This window comes from Algimonas arctica (assembly GCF_014652695.1).
GTDB lineage: Bacteria > Pseudomonadota > Alphaproteobacteria > Caulobacterales > Maricaulaceae > Litorimonas > Litorimonas arctica.
Map to the genome: position 1 here is coordinate 44,674 of NZ_BMZH01000006.1, position 19,250 is coordinate 63,923.

Consider the following 19,250-nt stretch of genomic DNA (forward strand, 5'->3'; position numbering starts at 1 on the left):
GGCGGCACGGGCTCCGTCGGTCTAAAGGGGCGCGACAGTCTTTCATAAATACGGATTTTCCATGAATCGTGCTCTTCTTATCGCGGCTTCCGCTTTGGCTATTGTTGCTTGCAATCCTGCAACGCAGACAGCCCAGACGACTGTGTCCACGGCTCCGACGCAAGCGCAGACAGCGGCTGCGTCACGCGACGTCATTCCTCACGCGCAATTACCTGAAACGGTGATGCCGTCGGCTTACCGAATTGATCTGGTCATTGACCCGACGGCGGACACAATGGGTGGCGTTGTTGAGATTGATGCGGCGGTCTTAGAGGCGACAGAGGGCTTCTGGATGCATGCGAAAGAAATGACAGTATCTGAGGCTTCAATCACGATGGGGGAAACGACTTACCCGCTGACATTTGATGCGGTGTCTCCGGCCGATGCGCCGTCAGGTCTGGCATGGATGCAAGCGAATGAAACCCTTCCCAAAGGTGCAGGGATGATTCGGCTGGCCTTTTCCACGCCCTATAATCAGAACCTTAATAGCGCCTATAAAGTCATTCGCAAGAATGCCGATGGGATGAATGATTCCTACATTGTCACCCAGATGGAACCGCTCGGCGCGCGCGAAGCCTTTCCGGGCTTTGATGAGCCGAAATATAAGCAACCTTTTACGCTCTCGATCACGTCCCCGTCTGACAATGTTGTCGTGTCCAACACGCCTCTGACGTCTGAAACGGCGATGGATGACGGGATGGTCAAACACACTTTTGCCCAAACACGTCCGCTGCCGACCTATCTCGTCGCCTTTGCCGTCGGTCCTTATGATGTCGTCGATTATGGCATGATCCCGCCCAATAGCGTGCGGACCCGTCCGCTCGCATTGCGCGGCTTGGCGGCGAGAGGCGAAGGCAAGCGGCTAAATTATGCGCTGGACAATACGGACGGTATCCTCTCCGCGCTCGAAGGCTATTTCGGCACTGAATATCCGTATGAAAAACTCGATCTGATTGCCGCCCCAGAATATGCGTTTGGCGCAATGGAAAATCCGGGACTTATCGTCTATCGTGAAAGCCTTCTCTTGTTAGACGAAAACGCGCCTCTCAGCCAAAAGCGATCCTATGCGCGCGTGCACAGCCATGAGCTGGCGCACCAATGGTTCGGCAATCTCGTCACGCCTGTCTGGTGGGAAGATATTTGGCTCAATGAGGCGTTCGCGACTTGGATGGGCAATAAGGGCCTGACCCTGTGGCAGCCGGACGGTAATTTCAACAACGCGACCTTAAACGCATCGCTCGGCGCGATGAGTATCGACTCGCTGTCCACGACACGCCGTGTGCGCGAACCGCTCGCCCGGTCTGAGAATGTGATGGATCAGTTTGACGGGATTACCTACCGCAAGGGCGGCGGCGTGCTGGACATGTTCGAGAGTTATGTCGGCGAAGCCAATTTCCAGAAAGGCGTCCGCCTGCATATGGAACGCTACGCCGATAAAGTCGCAACGGGCGATGATTTCTTTCAATCCATCGCAGACGGGTCCGGCAATCCAGACGTGGTCGCCGCGATGAAGAGCTTTGTCGATCAAAAGGGACTGCCATTAGTGAAGGTCGTTGCGAATGGCACTCAATTTGAAGCCAGCCAGTCTCGCTACCTGCCACTCGGTTCCGCGATTGAACAAGGCCAAGTCTGGCAAATACCTATTGTCTTGAAAGAGGGGTATGGGGAGGAAGTTCGCGAGACTAAAATTATGCTTAAGGCGCGTGAATTAGGTATCGCTGACTTATATCGTAACGAAACACCCGATTGGATCATGCCCAATGCAGACGGGGCAGGCTATTACCGGTTCACATTGGACGCAGACGGCTGGACCGCCTTGATGGCCAATCTCGATAAGCTTTCGACCAAAGAAGTCCTCTCGGCGCAAGACAGCCTCGTCGCGGGTTTCCGTGCGGGCAACGTGGACGCCGCAACATTCCTCTCCGGCATGAAAGCCTTCGCCGAACATCCGGAATATGACGTGGCATCTGGATCGACCGAACTCCTCGGCTTTATTTATGATGAGTTCCCTGACGCGCGCGACGGTCTCGCCGCGCATATTCGTAGCACCTATGGCAAACGTTACCGTGCCTCGCGCGGCAAGGACACGATTGAGGGTAATCTTTTGGCCCCATCACTGGGCGCACTGCTGGCCAATGCAGGACAAGACCAAGAGGCAAAGAACTATCTGATCAAACAAGGCTCAGTCTATTTGGGTCTGGATGAAGATAGAGCAGACCGCCGCGCGCGGGTGCCGAGCAATATACTTAGCAGTGCATTCCGCGAGACCATGCGCGCGCGGCCTGACGTCGCTTACGCGCCGCTGCTCGAACTGGCGTCCAACGGTTCGCCACTCGAAAAAGGCGCGGCATTGAGCGCGCTGACTGTGACGCCGGATGTCGATCAGGCGGAACGTCTGCTCGGGATTGCGATTGCCGAGGACAGCCCGCTGACCGGTCGTCAGAGCGGGACAATTATCAATGGCTTGCTCGGCAACGAGGCGCACGCGGAGATAACGTGGGCGTGGTACAAAGCTAATTTCGACGATTACATGATCCGCAAAGTGCCGGACGTGCGCCGTGGCGGCGCGCCGTCAACGGCAAGCGGGTTTTGCTCGACGGCGAAACGTGACGAAGCGCGCGAATTTTATACAGCAAAAGCGGCTGTGATCCCGGGGTATGAGCGCAGTCTCGCGCAAGCGATTGAACGGATTGAACTGTGTACATCGCTAAAAGCCGCACAAGGGCCGTCCCTTGCGGCCGTCCTCAAAGGCTAGGGTTTTACGGTCGCCTATCCCACATAAGGTCTGCTTTTCTAACGGATAGCGGACATTGGGTGGGGCGGTCGTAACCATATACTAACTAGAATTCGGCTACTCGCGCACATGACCTGGTGGCAAGCTCTTCTCCTCGCGCTCATTCAAGGGCTGACCGAGTTTCTTCCCGTTTCGAGCTCGGCTCACTTAATCCTGCCCGAAGTCGTATTTGGATGGACCGAACAAGGCGTGTTGATTGATGTGATGGCGCATTTCGGCACGCTGTTTTCTGTCCTGCTATATTTCCGCAAAGATGTGGCCGAGATGATGGTCGGTTTGGGGGATCTCTTTCGCCGTCGCCTGACACGCGGGTCTGCGCTGGCGCTCAACCTCATCGTGGCGACCCCGCCTGCGCTTGTGTTCGGCCTTATTTTGGCGAGCGGCGGTTGGGATGAAGCCTTGCGTAATCCCGCTATCATTGCAGCGGCGACGATCATTTTTGGGGTTGTCCTGTGGCTCTCGGATGTGTGGGCCAAAGAGACGCGTGAGATGGAAACACTGACTTGGCGCGGTGCTTTTGGGATGGGATTGGCGCAGATGATTGCCTTTATTCCCGGCACCTCGCGGTCTGGCATTACCATGAGCGCCGGGCGCGCGATTGGCCTCTCACGCGAAGCGGCAGCGCGTTTCTCTATGTTAATGAGCCTGCCTGTCATTGGCGCGGGCGGGGCCTATGCACTGCTGAAACTGGCATCAGGCGAAGATACGGGCGGCGCAACTTTGGGGCAGGGGGTGCTTGTGGCGGCTCTGTCGTTTGTGGTCGCTTACGGGGCGATTGCGGTCTTCTTGCGCATCGTGACAAAAATCGGCTTTCTGCCCTTCATGCTGTACCGCTTGGCCTTAGGTATCGCGCTGATTGGTTGGATATTGGCGAGTGGTTAGGGCGTCTTTGCACGTCATGGGCGAGCGCTCTCGACAAGCGTGGGCATATGCCTCTAACGAGTCTCTATGAGATTTTGGCTGGCGCTCCTATTTACTTTGATTAGCGGAGTCTGTGCATCGGCACAGACGGTGCGGGCGCCCGGCGTGGATACAAACGAGTTACATCAGCGTGCTATTCGCCTGATGAATGAACATTCTGAAATGACGGGTCTGTCCATTGCGGTCGTTGAAGATGGCCGCATTACATTTGCCCATGGGTATGGCGAAACCCAACGGGGCACAGGACGATTGGTCAATAAGGACACGGTCTTCCGCTGGGCGTCCGTGTCAAAAGGTGTCGCTGCGGCGGCTCTGTTGGGTCTGGTCGAGCAGGGTAAAGTCGATGCGTCTGTCCCCATTGAGCGCTTAGCCCCGTCGCTGCATTTGCCGCCGACGAATAATAAACATGATATTGTCGATCTTCTTTCCCATCGTATCGGGATTAGCCGGAACGCCTATGATAAGAGTATTGAGGGCGGGCGAAACGCCAAAGACCTTCGCGCAAAGCTTGAAGGTCTGAAATATGTCTGTCCGCCGGGCACGTGTCATACGTATCAAAATGTCGCGTTCGATGCCGCGGCTGAGATCATCGAGGAAGCGACAGAACTCCCATATAAAACCGTCGTGCAACGTGAGATTTTCGATCCGCTCAGAATGAGCAGTGCGAGCATGACAATGGAAGCGATGACGCACAGCCGCAATTGGGCGCGTCCGCACAATAGCCAGGGCCAACAAATCAGCCGCGTCAAGCCAACTTATTATCGAGTCCCAGCGGCGGCTGGCGTGAATAGTTCTGTCGAAGATTTGGCGAAATGGATGATCGCGTTGATGCCGCCGAAAATCGGAGAGCCGATCAACACGCCTTTCCCCTTGGAGCGTTTGATGGCGATGCAAACGCCGATTGTGGCAACGCCCGGCGAAGAACGTTTCATGGACAGCCAGTATCATGCGCTCAAAAACAGCCATTATGGTCTAGGGTTGCGCGTCTATGATTATGAGGGCCGTAAGGTCGTCGGTCATCGCGGCGGCGTTGAAGGCTACCGCGCTTTGATCCTATTTGATCCCGAACAACGGTCCGGGATCGCCGTGATGTGGAATAGTCCGCATAGCCAACCGATTGGCTTGCAGATGGAATTCATGGACCAGCTCTATGGCCTACCAAAGCGTGATTGGTTGCGTTTGGGTCAGAAACGCAAACCAAGCTAGCGTTTTTGAGAGGGATTAGCTCGCCGTCGCGCGGAGCATCCACGCTGTTTTTTCATGCAAAGTCACACGCGGTGCAACGACATCGGCGGTGGCGTCATCTCCGGCGGCCTCAGCCGTGCGCAGAACGTCACGCGCCGTGGCGGCAATATGTTCGTGACCTTTGGCGAGCGTTTTGACCATTGTCTTCCAATCCGGCGGTGTACCGTCTTCTTCCGACAGTGATGCGAGTTTTGCCATTTGCGCGTAAGATCCCGGCGCGTAAAATCCGAGCGCGCGGATACGTTCGGCGAGCTCATCAGAGGCGGTCCACATTTCCGTATATTGTTGCATAAATAGGGCGTGGAGCTGTTGGAAATGCGGGCCTTCCACATTCCAGTGATACCCGTGTGTCTTGAGGTAAAGCGTGTAAGTGTCCGCTAGTAGACGCATCAGGGCGTTCGCAGACGCTTTGCGGTCTTCTGCTTTAATGCCAATATCAATGTCCATTATATATCCTCTTTCGTTCGCCCTCTGGGCATACCATCATTGAGAACAATATGGGGTCAGTGAGTGCAAAATCCAGCAATGTTGTGACACGCCTGCGTGACCTCTTCCATCGAGGCCGCATAAGAGAGGCGTAAATGTCCCGGGGCGTAAAACGCGGAGCCCGGAACTGTCGCGACACCCGCGTGCTCTAGCAACGCCATCGCGAGATCGGCGTCGGTCGAAAATCCCTTGGCAGCCATCACGGCGGTGCAATCGGCAAAGACGTAAAACGCGCCGTCTGGGACAACACAGGGCAAACCGGCCTTATTCAGAGCCGTCGTCATGGCTTGGCCCCGCGTGCGATACTGCGACCGCCAATCATCAAGGAAATCATGCGGCCCATTGAGCGCGGCAACAGCGGCCCACTGGCTGATCGAGCAGGGGTTTGACGTCGTTTGCCCGATAAATTTCCGCATCGCGTTGATGAGCCACTCCGGTCCAGCGCCATAGCCGATGCGAAATCCGGTCATGGCATAGGCTTTGGACACGCCGTTCATCGTCAGGGTCCGCTCTGTGAGATCCGGCGCGACACTGGCCATTGTCGCAAATTTCGCTTCACCGAAAACCAAAGCTTCGTAAATGTCGTCCGAGAGAACCATAACCTTTGGGTGACGGCGCAGCACAGCGGCGAGCGCGCCGAGTTCTTTTGCCGAATAGACCGCGCCCGTTGGGTTGCTGGGGGAGTTGAGCATAAGCCAGCGCGTGGCGGGTGTGATGGCGGCCTCTAATTGCTCGGCGGTAATCTTGAAGTCGGTTCCCCCCGACAATATGATCGGCGTTGCGCCGGTCAGTTTGACCATATCGGGATAGCTGACCCAACAAGGCGCGGGTATGATGACCTCGTCACCTGGTCCAACTGTCACCGCGAGCGCATTCCACAACACGGCTTTTCCGCCCGGAGAGACATTGATTTGGGCGGGGGTAAAGGTCAGGCCATTATCGCGGGTGAACTTGCTGGTGATGGCCTGTTTGAGCTCCGCGATCCCGTCTGCGGCTGTGTAACGCGTATGACCGTCTGTCATGGCGCGGGTCGCAGCATCGAGAATGTGGCTTGGCGTCGCGAAATCGGGCTCACCAACACTCAGCGAAATCACGGCTTTCCCACTGGCGCGCCGATCACGGGCCGCCTGTGTCATGGCCATGGTCGCGCTTGTGGCGACGCGTTGAATTCGGTCAGAGAGTTGCATAATCGTAGCGATGCTAGCGCGGCGCTGCTACGGCGGCAATATGAGCTTACGCGAATCCCTTGTCCTGTTGATGATCTGCACCATTTGGGGCCTGCATTTTGTCGTTATGCGCACAGCGATCGGCGATTTCGGAATTCCGCCGATTTTCTATGCCGCGACCCGCATGAGCCTCGTGGCGTTGATAATGATGCCCTTTTTGAGTTGGCATCCGGGGCAAATGGGCAGGGTGCTGATTGGCGGCCTCGGCTTTGGTGCGCTCAACTATGCCTTTATGTTTCCAGCGATGGGCATGACGACGGCGAGCGCTGCGGCCGTAGCGGTTGAACTCTACATGCCGTTTTCTGTTCTGCTCGGTGTGATTATCTTGGGCGAACGGATCAAGGGTTGGTCCTGGCTTGGTATTAGTCTGGCGTTTGTGGGTGCGGTTATCATTGGTCTCGCAGGGCCGGGCGAGGCCGCTGGTCCGCTCTTCGCTGTTGGTATTGTAATGATGGCTTGCGCGGCCTTAAGTGAAGCGTGCGGCGCGATTGCGGTCAAACTAACGCGCAACATTAAGCCGGCGCAACTGGTGGCCTGGTTTGCTGTTGTCGGGACCATCGTATTGTGGCCGCTGACGGTTTTGATTGAGACGGATCAAACGGCTGTTTTTGCACCGGATATTCGGTGGAAATTTGCCGCGGCGGTTCTCTACTCGGTGTTGCTCGTGAGCATTGTCGCGCATGGGTCTTATTATTGGTTGCTATCCCGGCTGCCCATTCAGGTGGTCACGCCTAGTGGTTTATTGACCACAGTGATCGGTGTCGCGGGCGGGCTGCTGATTTTAAAAGAGCCCCTTTCCATTGGTCTGACAGTCGGAATTGCGATCACGTTAACGGGCGTCGCGATTGTCATATGGCGCGGCAATCGACGTGCAACAAAGATGGCCAAAATGGTCACACCGATGCCATAAATCGGACATGTACCCCTGCCAATGAGCGCTCATGGACCGATATTTTATGATGACGCGAACACGCCCAGAAGACCGGACAGGCAAGACCTTTGAACGCAGCGTATTCTGGACCAGCATAGCGTTGGCCGCGCTGGTTCTTGTCACAGCCTAGTCAAACTGCCTTGCGTGACAAAGCCGTAAGCGATGTAAGCCACATCTTGGCCTGAGCGCGAACCCTGCTAAGCGGGGTCCGTGGCGGCGCATTCACCATATGATCAAGGGCTCTATGCGCCCATCGGCGGAGGGTTCTCCCCGTACCACGATCCCGATCCAATTGCGGATTTCTTTGAAGACGATGCGCAACGGGGGACGGGCACGGTCATCACGGCTGTTTTGGTGCATGCGGCTCTGTTTTTTGCACTTTCATCCAACTTCATAGTTCCGGATCTTAAACCCGAAGAGCCAGATTTCGTCCCTGTCCAAATTGTGTCTTACGAAGCCCCGCAACCGGAGCCTGAACCTCTGCCAGAGGTCGACGTGGCTCCGCCCGCGGTTCCTGTTCCCGCTCGCGCGCCCAGACCCCGCCTCACCCCGCCGCCGCCCGACCCTGAACCAGAGCCAGATCCTGAGCTGATTCCAGAGCCGACACCTGAACCTGAACCTGAGCCGATACTGGAACCAGAGCCTATTCCTGAGCCAGAACCGATTCCAGAACCGATTCCAGAACCCGAACCCGCGCCTCCACCGCCGCCTGAAATTTTGTCTCAACCGATTGTTGAACCGGAACCTGAGGCGCTGTCCGTTCCTGAGCCCGTTATTGAGCGTGAACCAGAACCCACGCCCGAACCCACGCCGGAACCGATCCCAGAACCGATCCCCGAACCTGAGCCTGTCCCCGAACCTATCCCTGAACCAGAGCCTCTGCCCGATCCGGAACCGCTTCCAGAGGTTATTATCGAACCAGAACCAATCGTTGAGCCGACGACCCCGGTTGAGGACCTTGTCATTGAACCGGTGCTTGAACCCGAACCCGAGTTTGAGCCTGAAATAGAGCCTGAAATAGAGCCTGCGCCGTTTGTGAGTCCAAACCCAATAGAGGCGGACCCATTGCCGGGTATTATTACGCCAGACCCACTGCCAGAGTTACCGCTCATCGAGGAGATGTTGCCGCTCCCTGACCCCGAGATCATTGAGCCGGACTTAATTGAGCCCGAGCCTGCGCTGACCCCGGTCATTGAGCCGGAGCCTGACGTTCTGCCCGATCCTGCCCCTGTTCCTATCGAACCCGACATTATTGCTCAGCCGCAGACCATACTGGCGTCGCCCGAAGCGCCGGAAACAATTATTGAGCAGCGACGGGCTGTGACAGAGGAAGAATCTGATCCCTTCATGGACTTGATGCAACGTGATCGTCCGTTAGGGCCGAGCAACACCGCAGACCCGGGACAAACGCGTCGTCCGGCGGGGAGCCCGCTTTCGGGGCCGGTCTCAGGCGGCGGTAATATTGGGACGCCTCCGGGCGGAGGTACACAACGCGCGGCCCCCGGTGCTGGCGGATGGAATCTCGCGCCGGGCAGTTACGGGAATTCTCTGGGGACAGGCTATGAAGGGATCAACATTGATATGCGGTGCCGCGAGGCCGGTAAGACGCACGAAGAATGCCCGGAATATCTGCGCACGTTCCAAGGTCGCGATGCCAATGGGTTTGAGGATTATGACCGCTATAAGGCGCGCGGTGTGGAACGGTCGTCACGGCCACAAGGATTCCGCCAAGGTAATTCGGTTGGCCGCAACATTGCGGGCGGGGGCGATCCGTGGTCAACGGGAATTGGCAATAATTCAATCAACGCGGGCGGCCCGTCGACAACCTTGTTAGATGATGGGCCGGAGGTTGATTTTTCACGCGAGTTTCTCGGCAATCCGGTGGTTGTGCAAGGCGACCAATCTCGCTTGCGGGATATTTTCGCCGATCCAGAAGAAGACGAGGATATTTTCAAAATTGATGAATTGGTTCTGCCGGACCCAGAGCCTGAAGACCGCCGCTAGTGGCGGTTGTGTCAGTCGCGTGCTGTCCGTAAATGCGGCCCATGACAGATAATTCAACCGGGCTAAATTTACTTTCAGGCTATCGCATTGATCCGCGCTGGCTAAACCGTGATCTTTACCATCAAGCGGTTAGTGTCCGGCCGCGTTTTCAGGACCTCGACCCTCTTAACCAAGTGAATAATGTCGCGATGGCGGCCCTATTCGAGGATGCGCGGGTGCAATTTAATCACCCGATGCGCAAACATTTTCAGACCAAAACTGTGCGAACCATGGTGGCGGGGCAGACGCTCAATTACATCAATGAATGCCACCTTCGACCGGCTCTGACATTTCATATGGGCATTGGTAAAATTGGCACATCGTCCTGGGTGATGCAGGCGTGTGCTTATCAAGACGAGACACCCGTCTTGCTCGCGATTGCTACAATGGTCGCCACGCAAGGTGGGAAAGCCTGTCCTATCCCAGAGACATTGCACGCGATGATTTCAGAGCGTCGCATGCTTGTTCCAGAATGAAGTCGCTCTACGGCGTCTTCGGCGCGGTTGGACGGTGGCCCGAGTGGCAGCGGTTCTTTGATCGCTCACGCACAGGCATGATCACATCCTTTTTGGCGCTGGGGCTTTGTTTTCCGGCGCTGTGGCTGGTCATGGTCGGGCTTGAGACAGAGCGCGCGCAGTTAGCCGGGAGCGATGTGCCAGACTTCCGGATCGCGCCGTTTGTGCTCATCATTGGTCTGTGGCTTTTGTCATTCCCGATGACGTCGGCCTTAGTCGGGATATTGATGAGCCGGACGGATCGTCTGCCGCTCTGGTGGACGGTGCGAAATTGGGCCGTGACGTGGCTTTGCGTGGCGTTAGGCCTCGTGTTTGTTGGCGTAGTGTTTCTCGGACTGCCCGCGATTATTGGCTATGGCGCCTTGCTCGCGGCCTATCTTGGCTTGCTGCCGATCGACATTCGTTTGGCACAGCGCGCAGGCGGGTTTTCGTTTAGTACGGCGATCCTGATCGGCTGTATTGTCGTTTCAACCGGGATGATGGTGATGCTGACGGGCCTGTTGCAGGTTATGTCTCCGCCGTAAGATCTGGGTAGTTGACGTGGATGAGATAGAGCCCGTCCGGCGGGCTGACGGGGCCGCACTCAGTGCGGTCACGCGCCTCTAACACGGCTTTCATATCCGCGCGGTTCCACTTTCCCAGACCAACTTCGACGAGGCTGCCGACCATGCTGCGCACTTGTTTGTGCAGGAAGGAGCGCGCCGAAAATTCGCAATGAACTTCGTCGCCGACGCGGGACACCCGCGCCATGTCGAGCGTTTTGTCCGGGCTTTTCGCCTGACAGGCTGTATCACGAAATGTCGTGAAATCATGTTTCCCGACGAGCACTTGCGCGGCATAATCCATCGCATCCGTATCCAGCTTTACCGGCACACGCCAAACCCGACCCCGGTCGAGCGCGAGTCGTGGACGGCGGTCGAGAATACGGAACAGGTAGCGCCGCTCGCGCGCATCAAAGCGGGCGTGGAATTCATCGTCGACGAGTTCCGCATCGAGTACGCTGATCGGATGTTTACCGAGGTGAAAGTTGATCGCGTCACGGACTTTATCTTGGCGGAGGTTTTTGACCAAATCGACATGCGCGACTTGGGCGAGCGCATGTACACCGCTATCGGTCCGGCCAGAGCCATAGACTTCGCGCGGGCCTCCATCGAGTTTCGCGACGGCGGCCTCAACGGCGCCCTGCACAGACGGTCCGTGGTCTTGCCACTGCCAGCCCATATAAGGACCGCCATCATATTCGAGGGTGAGTTTATATCGTGGCATCGCGCGGTTCCAATTTTCGATCACCCCGGGTCAAAAAGAGGCGTGTCGAAAATAGCGAGAAGCCCCGCACGATGTGCGAGGCCGGAAACTTATGTTTCTGTCTCCAAATTCAATAAGTCGCTTATTTGTCGGAATATTTCACGACGGCGTCGGCCAACTCTTGGTGCATGACCCATTCGTCTGTGCTGGTGTCCAATGTGCCAATTGCGGTGATCGCGTTCTTTGAATCGTCAAGGTCGATGGCGAGATCGAGTTGCTCAGCCAGACGACGGCCCAGCTTGCTATAATGCGCCTTGGCAGAACTATCGCGTTTCCAACCCACGACATCGGCGAGCTGCTGCGGCGTCATCCGGCGTTCCGGCGCGGCGGCGTGGGCGCTCAACATCATATATTCTTTTTTGTTCGGACTTTGTGTGACGAGGGCTTCGAGATAGCCATCCGCTGTGGCGATATGGCCTTCGCGGCGCTCACCCTTAAGCTCGGTTAAATGCCGGTCGATCCAAGACTTGGCCGCTTCTAAATCTTCAAACGTGTCATGGTGGGCCAATCCGCCATCACCGGTTAGCAACCGGGCGCCTGATTTATTGTGCACGATCGAGTAACCGTGATAATCTTCAAATTTTCTCTGTGCCATTTTCAATTTCTTAAAGTAAAACAGTGCCCTTAGCCACGGGTGATCCGTGGAGAAAGGCCTCTGTGGTCATGACCGGCTTTCCGGCGGGCTGGACTTTTGTTAAACGGAGGGCGCTGTCGCCACAGGCAACCAATAACCCTTCATCCAGCACTTCGCCCGGACGTCCTGATCCGTGCTCTGCTATTGCCATATGCACTTTAACACGCGCGCCGTCAATTTCGCACCACGCCCCGGGGAAGGGCGCGAGGCCGCGAATGTGACAATCTAGCGCGGAGGCGGGGCGGGACCAATCGATCCGGGCCTCGGCCTTGTCAATTTTATGGGCATAGGTGGGTTCGCCGTCCTGCGGGACGGGCCTGATTGCGCCGCGCTCGACAGCGCCGAGAATTCGCGGCCACATGCCCGCGCCAATCTGCGCCATCCGGTCCGATAGGCTCTGCGCCGTATCATGGGGGAAAATATCGAGGGTCTCGGACAGGAGCACATCGCCCGTATCCAGCCCCTTGGCCATTTGCATGATCTGTACCCCGGTCTGGGCGTCGCCCGCCATAATCGCGCGCTGGATCGGCGCCGCCCCCCGCCACCGCGGCAGCAGCGACCCATGCAGGTTCAAGCAGCCCTCCGTCGGGGCGTCGAGCGCCCGTTGCGGCAGGATTTGACCGTAGGCAACGACGCAGGCGACATCAGCGTTCAGCGCCTCAAGCCCATCAATCACGGCGGATTTGCGGAAACTCTCCGGCGTCTCGACCGGAAGCCCCATGATCTCGGCAAATTGATGTACGGGCGACTTCGTCAATTTCTGACCGCGCCCGGATTTGCGCGGCGGCTGCGTGTAAACGCGCACAACATTATGCCCATTGGCGACAATTTCGGCCAGCGACGGCACAGCAAAGTCGGGCGTGCCCATGAAAACGACATTAAGCGGCAAGGGGGAAATCCTGAGTGTGGAAGAACGAATTGTTCGAGAGTTGAGCTAGGAGAATAGAGCAGGCCAAGGGTTAAATTCAAGCGGTGTCGGCGGTGGAAGGCCATTGGGTTTAAAACGCCCCTTCATCACCGAACTTGATTCGGTGATCCAACACCGGAGCGCCCTATCGCGAAGCGCCAATCCTACGAACCGTCTGGAGATGGATGACGGCGTCAAGCGCCGCGATGTAGGAGAGAGAGGCGCCGGCTGTCTTTAGGCAGACGTCCACGTCCAACCGCCTCGCAGATCCGGCGGCAACTTGCGTATCTCGCTTGATTAAGCGGCACGAAGCGCGGGCTTTGCCCTGTGACGGACACGAAGCGTCTCTGATCATCCATCTGGGGGATGGATGATAGCGAAGTGCCGAACGGCCCGCGCCGTTCGGGTTGGATAGACGGGGTTTCGCCCCTCCGTTCCTCCCCCGGACAGGGGGAGGTGGGCGAACGAAGCGAGGTCGGAGGGGGAGACCTCGAAGATTAAATTCAAGCTAAGCCAGAGTGTAACGCCCAAACCCCGTCTCCCCCTCCACCCCTCAGTCTTACCAAACGCCCCTCGCTCATCCCGATGACAATCGGGATCCAGCACGACCCTGAAACAAAACAGTCAAACTGCAAAACTCACCGAGGGCTGGATCCCGACCTGCGTCGGGATGAGCGGAAGAATTGGGAGAGCGGCACGCAGAGTGCCCGAAGGGGGCTTGAACTCACATCAGCGACCCAACGAAGACCATCTCTCCACCCATCCCCACACGCTTACCGCCGACTTGTGCAGCCTGCCCCGGACTTGATCCGGGGGCGGGGCCAAGGCGCGATCGCCAAGCTGAATGAAAAGGTGAGAATTATGCTCCATGGGCAGGCCGATCAAGTCTGCCTGAGACGAAATGTTTGTACGCAGAATGCGAAAGAGAGCTGCTTATGTTCGGGCAACTAACAAAATGATCGATAATGAAATAAGAGGTGTCGATTACACATGCCCATAATGACGATAAATGTCTAAGGCTCGTTGTGCGGTAATTCCGTCACGCTGTAATCGACCGAGGTCAGAGTTTTCGTCCTGCATAAACACTTGCGGGCGTTGCCTGTTCTTTTGTGGGTAAACCCAACATGGCGTGGCGTAAGTTTCACCAAAAACGGGTAATTGATTCATGAACCAACCAGTCCATTCGACACCTTTACTGGTATGGCCAGGGTCAAATTCACTCACATGTGCCTCGAAGTTTTCGCGCGATAGCGTTGACCATACCCCGAAGCCGAGCGGTTGCTCCAAGCCGTGAATTGGCAGGAGCAATACGCAGCGAACTATAAAATTTTCTCCATTGATGACGCAAAAATCTTCTGAAAGAAAATTCCCGTCGAGGCAAAGATTGGCGTTAGGCTCATAATCCGCTTCGCCGGGCCAAGCGGCGGGTCCAAAAACTGCTAAATGAAAAAGGCCTGTATGCTTGTCATCACACTTTGAGCATATCCAAGACCCTGACGCCATCGCTTTCAATTCTTCTAATGTTTTGGCTTCGATCCGTTTATCACGCCACTTTTGGAGCATATTGCCAGCTTTCAGACTGAATTTGAGTTATGGCTGTTATATCATGAATTATGGCTATTATATCATATTGGATAGAGTGATTGCGAGTTTGCAATTTGAAACGCCTTTTGAGAGACCCGTGTAAATCATCGCTCTATTCTTACATAAGTTTTCAAACCACCTTAAACGCCCCACACCATGACCCATCCCCTCAACATCGCCATCGACGGAACCTTTTCCTCCGGCAAAGGCACGCTCTCGCGCCGCATCGCCGCGCATTATGGCTTGGCCTGTCTCGACACGGGGAAGCTGTACCGGGCGGTGGCGCGGGATGTGTTGGCGGCGGGCGTGTCGCTGGCGGAGGGGGAGCAGGCGGCGGTGATTGCGGCGCAGATTGATCCGTCCACCTTGGATGATCCTTATCTTAAGAGCGGAGAGATCGGCGCGGCGGCGTCAAAGGTCAGTGTACATCCGCCAGTGCGCGCGGCGCTGCTCGCGTTTCAGCGCGATTTTGCCGCCAAAGGCGCGGTGCTGGATGGGCGCGATATTGGCACGGTGATTTGCCCCGATGCGGACGCGAAACTATTTGTCACGGCGGACCCGGAAGTGCGGGCCGAGCGGCGCTATCAAGAGCTATTGGGCTACGGCGAAGATGTGACTTTGGCGGGCGTGCTGTCGGACCTTACGGAACGCGACCACCGCGACATGAACCGCCGCGTCGCGCCGCTCAAACCCGCTGTCGATGCGCACTTGCTGGATACGACCGATCTCTCTATAGAGCGCGCGGTCAGTACGGCTATTCGAATGATCGATGCAGTGCTGGACGCGAACGCCTAAAAACGCTGAGCGGACCCCTCCAAGGTCTCTCCCCTTTTTGACTTCGTGAGTTTCAACAAACCCGGCCATTCCGGTCCGGGTAGTCCGCAGGTCCTATGATCTGTCGGCAGGACCATATTTGGACACCCCATGATTATTGAGGAAACCCTCAACCCCTCCACCGATGATTTCGCCGCCATGTTTGAGGCGGCTGTCGAAGCGTCTCCTATGCGCGAAGGCAAAGTCGTCGAAGGTATCGTCACTGGTATCGAAAAAGACATCGCCATTGTTGATGTCGGCCTGAAAACTGAAGGCCGGATCGAACTGCGCGAATTTTATGAGCCAGGACAAGAGAATAAGCTGAAAGTCGGCGACACGGTCGAAGTCTTTCTAGAGCGCATCGAAAACGCGCTCGGCCAAGCCGTTCTGTCGCGCGACAAAGCACGCCGCGAAGAGAGCTGGGTCACCATGTCCAAGTTCCACGAAGGTGAAGAGCCGGTCAAAGGCGTCATCGTTGGTCGCGTTAAAGGCGGCTTTACGGTTGACCTTGGCGGCATCAATGCCTTCTTGCCCGGTTCACAGGTTGATATCCGCCCCGTGCGCGACATTGGTCCGTTGATGGGTTCCGAGCAGCCGTTCATGATCCTGAAAATGGACAAGAGCCGTGGCAACATCGTTGTCTCGCGTCGTGCGATCCTCGAGGAAAGCCGTGCCGAACAGCGTGCTGAGCTTGTTGCTCAGTTGCAAGAAGGCGAAGTCCGCGAAGGCGTGGTCAAGAATATCACCGATTACGGCGCATTCGTCGATCTCGGCGGTATCGATGGTCTATTGCATGTCACCGACATGAGCTGGCGTCGCGTCTCCCACCCGAGCCAAGTCCTCAATGTGGGCGACACGGTTCAGGTCAAAGTTATCCGCATTAATCCTGAAACACAGCGCATCAGCCTCGGCATGAAGCAATTGCAGGATGATCCGTGGAATGCAGCCGCTGCGAAATACACGCCCGGCACACGTCACACTGGCCGCGTTACGAATATCGCTGATTACGGTGCATTCATCGAATTGGAAGAGGGCGTTGAAGGCCTCGTCCATGTGTCTGAAATGTCTTGGACCAAGAAGAACGTGCATCCCGGCAAGATCGTGTCGACTTCACAAGAAGTCGAAGTCGAAGTGTTGGACGTGGACGAAGAGAAGCGTCGCATCTCACTCGGCCTCAAGCAGGTTCAAGCCAACCCATGGGACAGCTTCACAGAGCGTTTCCCGGTCGGTTCAACAATCTCTGGCGAAGTCAAATCCGTCACCGAGTTTGGTCTGTTCATCGGTCTCGAAGACGATATCGACGGCATGGCTCACCTCTCCGACCTGTCGTGGGACAAGTCTGGCGAAGAAGCCCTCAAGGACTACAACAAAGGCGATATGGTTGAAGCCAAGATCCTCGAAGTTGATGTTGAGAAAGAGCGTATCTCTCTCGGCGTGAAACAGCTGGAACGCGACACAATGCCAGAAGGCGCCAAGTCGTTCGGCAAAGGCAACACGGTCACATGTACTGTCACGAACGTGCAGCCAGCTGGCCTTGATGTCACCTTCGGCGAAGACGAAGTTGAAGTCGCCGCCTTCATCCGTAAGGGTGATCTGTCCCGCGATCGTTCAGAGCAACGCCCGGAACGGTTTGCTGTTGGCGATAAAGTTGACGCGATGATTACCCGCGTTGACCGTAAAACGCGTCAGTATCAGCTGTCGATCAAAGCGCTGGAAATCAGCCAAGAGAAGAAAGCTGTCGCACAATATGGGTCTAGCGACTCCGGTGCGTCCCTCGGCGATATCCTCGGTGCCGCGCTGAAAGGCGAATAACGACACTTAGACCCCCAATTTGAGGGTCTTACGTTTAGGCCCCCGCTCGGTAAAACCGGGCGGGGGCTTTTTTTTGACTTGAAAGCCCGATTGCTCTTGACGAGATGCGTCCGAACGCGGTTAACAAGGCGCATGCTACGATCAGAGCTCATAGACCGACTCCACGAAGAGAACCCGCATTTAACGCGCCGCGACATGGAGCGTGTTGTCGCGGTCGTGCTGGAATCCGTGACCCAAACATTAGAACGCGGCGCCCGCGTTGAATTGCGCGGATTTGGCGCGTTTTCTGTGCGTCATCGCAAAGCGCGGGCCGGACGTAATCCTCGCACGGGCGATCCTGTTGCTGTGCCAGAGAAACATGTACCGTTCTTTCGAACGGGCAAGGACCTCCGCGAACGGATCGACGAATCGCGCGATTAGTGAGTTTTCGCGGAATTTTCGCGCACCAAACCCCGTATTAATCTTACATTCAACGACGTTTTGCTTATGATGGCCCGTTAACTGCGCCATTTTGGCGCAAGCGATTATGGGGATATAATCAAATGGGTATGCTTTCAGAATTCAAATCTTTCGCCATGAAGGGCAATCTTGTCGATATGGCCGTTGGCTTCGTCATGGGCTCAGCGTTTGCGACTGTTGTCACAGCGTTCACCCAAGGCGTATTCTTGCCATTACTGTCACCGGTCATGGGCGGGATTGATCTCTCAGAAATGAAATTCACCGTGAGCGAAGCGGTCCTTGCTGCGGATGGCACCGTATTGACAGATGCGGCCGTTGTTGACTTCGGGACATTCCTGTCGGCCACGATCTCTTTCATCATTGTGGCTTTCGTTATGTTCATGATCATCAAAGGTTTGAACAAAGCTAAGAAAAAAGAAGAAGCCGCGCCGTCCGCGCCGCCGGCTGATCAAGTTCTGCTCGCAGAAATCCGTGATCTTTTGGCGCGACAAAACGCCAAACTTTAGTCGCCAATCGCGCCTGAAATTCAAGCCGCCGCGACTCTGTCGTGGCGGCTTTTTTGTTGTTTGAATGATTGTCTGTCTAAGCGATGGGAACTTTTTCGCCTCCATCGGCTATATTGAGTAAGAATATTAGGAAGGTCACATGGTCAATCGTCGCGCATCCTTAACCAGATCCAACTTTGGCGGCCAATCCGTTCGCCGTCGGGGCGGTGGCTTTCGTTGGCAAATCATGTTGCTGTTTGCCGTAGGCGCGGCCGTTTATTATTTTGCCAATCAAGAACAAGTCCCATTTACGGGACGCACGCAGCTTCGCACGATGGAGCCTGCGCAAGAGATGCAACTGGGTCTGCAAAGCTACCAGCAAATCCTGTCCGACTCCCGCGTTTTGCGCGATGAACCCGTCGTCACAGTTGTGCGCGATATTGGTGCTCGGATTGCGCGCGCTGCCGCGCCCGAAGACCCTGGGTTTGAGTGGGCGTTCAACGTGATTGATAGCGATCAAGTTAACGCCTTCGCCCTGCCGGGCGGGTACACAGCCGTCTATACGGGCCTCATCCCTGTGGCGCAGACAGAAGACGGCCTTGCGGTGGTGATGGGCCACGAAGTCGGCCATGCGCTGGCACACCACGGTGCAGAGCGGATGGCGCAACAAAATATGCAGCGCATTGTTGGAGCCGGCGTCGCAATGGGCGCAGGCGGCATGGATAGCGGCGCGCAACAGGCTGTTATGGGCGTATTTGGCGGGATTAGCCAATATGGCTACGCTTTACCGTTTTCACGCGCCCATGAATCAGAAGCCGATTATATCGGCCTGATCCTGATGGCGCGGGCCTGTTATGATCCTCGTGAAGCCCCGCGATTGTGGGAACGCATGGGCGCGGCCGGCGGGGCGACACCGCCCGAGTTTCAAAGCACACACCCGAGTCCTGAAACCCGGATCAATGATTTCAAGACATGGATGCCCGAAGCGATTGAAGTTTATAATCAGAATTGTCCCACCGATATTTCGCTGAATTAACACATCACGGCGGGC

At 56.3% G+C, this 19,250-nt stretch carries 18 protein-coding genes; 12 read left to right on the plus strand and 6 right to left on the minus strand.

From position 1 onward, the window contains the following. The first annotated feature begins 61 nt into the window (after positions 1-61). The 3 genes from IE105_RS08580 to IE105_RS08590 all read left to right on the plus strand — a co-directional run bounded on the left by IE105_RS08580 (position 62) and on the right by IE105_RS08590 (position 4,960). Positions 62-2,794: a M1 family metallopeptidase gene (locus IE105_RS08580; RefSeq protein WP_189497449.1), complete on the plus strand. Its 2,733-nt coding sequence runs from the start codon at positions 62-64 to the stop codon at positions 2,792-2,794. A 108-nt stretch (positions 2,795-2,902) separates the two neighbouring features. Beyond that, positions 2,903-3,715 (plus strand): undecaprenyl-diphosphate phosphatase, encoded by an 813-nt coding sequence (locus IE105_RS08585; protein ID WP_189497451.1) that lies wholly within the window; start codon positions 2,903-2,905, stop codon positions 3,713-3,715. Between the two features lie 66 nt (positions 3,716-3,781). Further along, the gene (locus IE105_RS08590; RefSeq protein WP_189497454.1) at positions 3,782-4,960 is read left to right on the plus strand and encodes a serine hydrolase domain-containing protein; all 1,179 of its coding nucleotides are present in this window, start codon (positions 3,782-3,784) and stop codon (positions 4,958-4,960) included. Between the two features lie 15 nt (positions 4,961-4,975). On the opposite strand, the gene IE105_RS08595 is transcribed toward IE105_RS08590, so the two are convergent. Further along, entirely contained in the window at positions 4,976-5,446 is a 471-nt protein-coding gene (locus IE105_RS08595) for a Dps family protein (RefSeq protein ID WP_189497456.1), read from the minus strand. Positions 5,447-5,502: 56 nt separating this feature from the next. Further along, the gene (locus tag IE105_RS08600) at positions 5,503-6,672 is read right to left on the minus strand and encodes a pyridoxal phosphate-dependent aminotransferase (RefSeq protein ID WP_233354074.1); all 1,170 of its coding nucleotides are present in this window, start codon (positions 6,670-6,672) and stop codon (positions 5,503-5,505) included. Between the two features lie 40 nt (positions 6,673-6,712). Here IE105_RS08600 and IE105_RS08605 point away from each other — a divergent pair, with 40 nt between their 5' ends. The 4 genes from IE105_RS08605 (at position 6,713) to IE105_RS08620 (ending at position 10,724) form a co-directional block, all read left to right on the plus strand. Next, a complete protein-coding gene (locus IE105_RS08605) occupies positions 6,713-7,621 on the plus strand; it encodes a DMT family transporter (protein ID WP_189497457.1) in 909 nt (302 codons plus the stop codon). 231 nt (positions 7,622-7,852) lie between these two features. Then, a complete protein-coding gene (locus tag IE105_RS08610; RefSeq protein ID WP_189497459.1) occupies positions 7,853-9,646 on the plus strand; it encodes a hypothetical protein in 1,794 nt (597 codons plus the stop codon). A gap of 41 nt (positions 9,647-9,687) precedes the next feature. Then, positions 9,688-10,161 carry an acyl-CoA thioesterase gene (locus IE105_RS08615; RefSeq protein ID WP_189497461.1) on the plus strand — a complete coding sequence of 158 codons (474 nt, stop codon included), beginning with the start codon at positions 9,688-9,690 and terminating at the stop codon, positions 10,159-10,161. Continuing rightward, positions 10,158-10,724, plus strand: a complete 567-nt coding sequence (locus IE105_RS08620; RefSeq protein WP_189497463.1) for a hypothetical protein — start codon at positions 10,158-10,160, stop codon at positions 10,722-10,724. Before IE105_RS08615 ends, IE105_RS08620 begins: the two co-directional genes overlap by 4 nt. Here the strand turns inward: IE105_RS08620 and truA are convergent. The 4 genes from truA to IE105_RS08640 form a co-directional block, all read right to left on the minus strand. Further along, a complete protein-coding gene (gene truA / locus IE105_RS08625) occupies positions 10,708-11,466 on the minus strand; it encodes a tRNA pseudouridine(38-40) synthase TruA (protein WP_189497465.1) in 759 nt (252 codons plus the stop codon). The genes IE105_RS08620 and truA overlap by 17 nt on opposite strands. 121 nt (positions 11,467-11,587) lie before the next feature. Continuing rightward, entirely contained in the window at positions 11,588-12,100 is a 513-nt protein-coding gene (locus tag IE105_RS08630) for a hypothetical protein (protein WP_189497468.1), read from the minus strand. 10 nt (positions 12,101-12,110) lie between these two features. Next, the gene (fmt, locus tag IE105_RS08635) at positions 12,111-13,028 is read right to left on the minus strand and encodes a methionyl-tRNA formyltransferase (RefSeq protein ID WP_233354075.1); all 918 of its coding nucleotides are present in this window, start codon (positions 13,026-13,028) and stop codon (positions 12,111-12,113) included. A gap of 1,002 nt (positions 13,029-14,030) precedes the next feature. Beyond that, positions 14,031-14,609, minus strand: a complete 579-nt coding sequence (locus IE105_RS08640; protein ID WP_189497469.1) for a DUF2199 domain-containing protein — start codon at positions 14,607-14,609, stop codon at positions 14,031-14,033. Between the two features lie 177 nt (positions 14,610-14,786). Between IE105_RS08640 and cmk the strand changes: the two genes are divergently transcribed. From cmk to IE105_RS08665, 5 genes are all read left to right on the plus strand, one after another. Next, entirely contained in the window at positions 14,787-15,425 is a 639-nt protein-coding gene (gene cmk / locus IE105_RS08645; RefSeq protein WP_189497472.1) for a (d)CMP kinase, read from the plus strand. Positions 15,426-15,554: 129 nt separating this feature from the next. Then, on the plus strand, positions 15,555-17,255 hold the full coding sequence (rpsA, locus tag IE105_RS08650) for a 30S ribosomal protein S1 (RefSeq protein ID WP_189497475.1): 1,701 nt from the start codon (positions 15,555-15,557) through the stop codon (positions 17,253-17,255). A 132-nt stretch (positions 17,256-17,387) separates the two neighbouring features. After that, on the plus strand, positions 17,388-17,675 hold the full coding sequence (locus tag IE105_RS08655; protein WP_189497478.1) for an integration host factor subunit beta: 288 nt from the start codon (positions 17,388-17,390) through the stop codon (positions 17,673-17,675). A gap of 122 nt (positions 17,676-17,797) precedes the next feature. Next, the gene (gene mscL / locus IE105_RS08660) at positions 17,798-18,220 is read left to right on the plus strand and encodes a large conductance mechanosensitive channel protein MscL (RefSeq protein ID WP_189497481.1); all 423 of its coding nucleotides are present in this window, start codon (positions 17,798-17,800) and stop codon (positions 18,218-18,220) included. 139 nt (positions 18,221-18,359) lie between these two features. Further along, positions 18,360-19,235, plus strand: a complete 876-nt coding sequence (locus IE105_RS08665; protein WP_189497483.1) for a M48 family metallopeptidase — start codon at positions 18,360-18,362, stop codon at positions 19,233-19,235. Positions 19,236-19,250: the final 15 nt, after the last annotated feature.

What these genes read in the sequence shown, in the direction of transcription:
- IE105_RS08580 (WP_189497449.1), top strand. Translation starts at nt 62, where the DNA reads ATGAATCGTGCTCTTCTTATCGCGGCTTCCGCTTTGGCTATTGTTGCT.
- IE105_RS08585 (WP_189497451.1), top strand. Translation starts at nt 2,903, where the DNA reads ATGACCTGGTGGCAAGCTCTTCTCCTCGCGCTCATTCAAGGGCTGACC.
- IE105_RS08590 (WP_189497454.1), top strand. Translation starts at nt 3,782, where the DNA reads ATGAGATTTTGGCTGGCGCTCCTATTTACTTTGATTAGCGGAGTCTGT.
- IE105_RS08595 (WP_189497456.1), bottom strand. Translation starts at nt 5,446, where the DNA reads ATGGACATTGATATTGGCATTAAAGCAGAAGACCGCAAAGCGTCTGCG.
- IE105_RS08600 (WP_233354074.1), bottom strand. Translation starts at nt 6,672, where the DNA reads ATGCAACTCTCTGACCGAATTCAACGCGTCGCCACAAGCGCGACCATG.
- IE105_RS08605 (WP_189497457.1), top strand. Translation starts at nt 6,713, where the DNA reads ATGAGCTTACGCGAATCCCTTGTCCTGTTGATGATCTGCACCATTTGG.
- IE105_RS08615 (WP_189497461.1), top strand. Translation starts at nt 9,688, where the DNA reads ATGACAGATAATTCAACCGGGCTAAATTTACTTTCAGGCTATCGCATT.
- IE105_RS08620 (WP_189497463.1), top strand. Translation starts at nt 10,158, where the DNA reads ATGAAGTCGCTCTACGGCGTCTTCGGCGCGGTTGGACGGTGGCCCGAG.
- truA (WP_189497465.1), bottom strand. Translation starts at nt 11,466, where the DNA reads ATGCCACGATATAAACTCACCCTCGAATATGATGGCGGTCCTTATATG.
- IE105_RS08630 (WP_189497468.1), bottom strand. Translation starts at nt 12,100, where the DNA reads ATGGCACAGAGAAAATTTGAAGATTATCACGGTTACTCGATCGTGCAC.
- IE105_RS08640 (WP_189497469.1), bottom strand. Translation starts at nt 14,609, where the DNA reads ATGCTCCAAAAGTGGCGTGATAAACGGATCGAAGCCAAAACATTAGAA.
- cmk (WP_189497472.1), top strand. Translation starts at nt 14,787, where the DNA reads ATGACCCATCCCCTCAACATCGCCATCGACGGAACCTTTTCCTCCGGC.
- rpsA (WP_189497475.1), top strand. Translation starts at nt 15,555, where the DNA reads ATGATTATTGAGGAAACCCTCAACCCCTCCACCGATGATTTCGCCGCC.
- IE105_RS08655 (WP_189497478.1), top strand. Translation starts at nt 17,388, where the DNA reads ATGCTACGATCAGAGCTCATAGACCGACTCCACGAAGAGAACCCGCAT.
- mscL (WP_189497481.1), top strand. Translation starts at nt 17,798, where the DNA reads ATGGGTATGCTTTCAGAATTCAAATCTTTCGCCATGAAGGGCAATCTT.
- IE105_RS08665 (WP_189497483.1), top strand. Translation starts at nt 18,360, where the DNA reads ATGGTCAATCGTCGCGCATCCTTAACCAGATCCAACTTTGGCGGCCAA.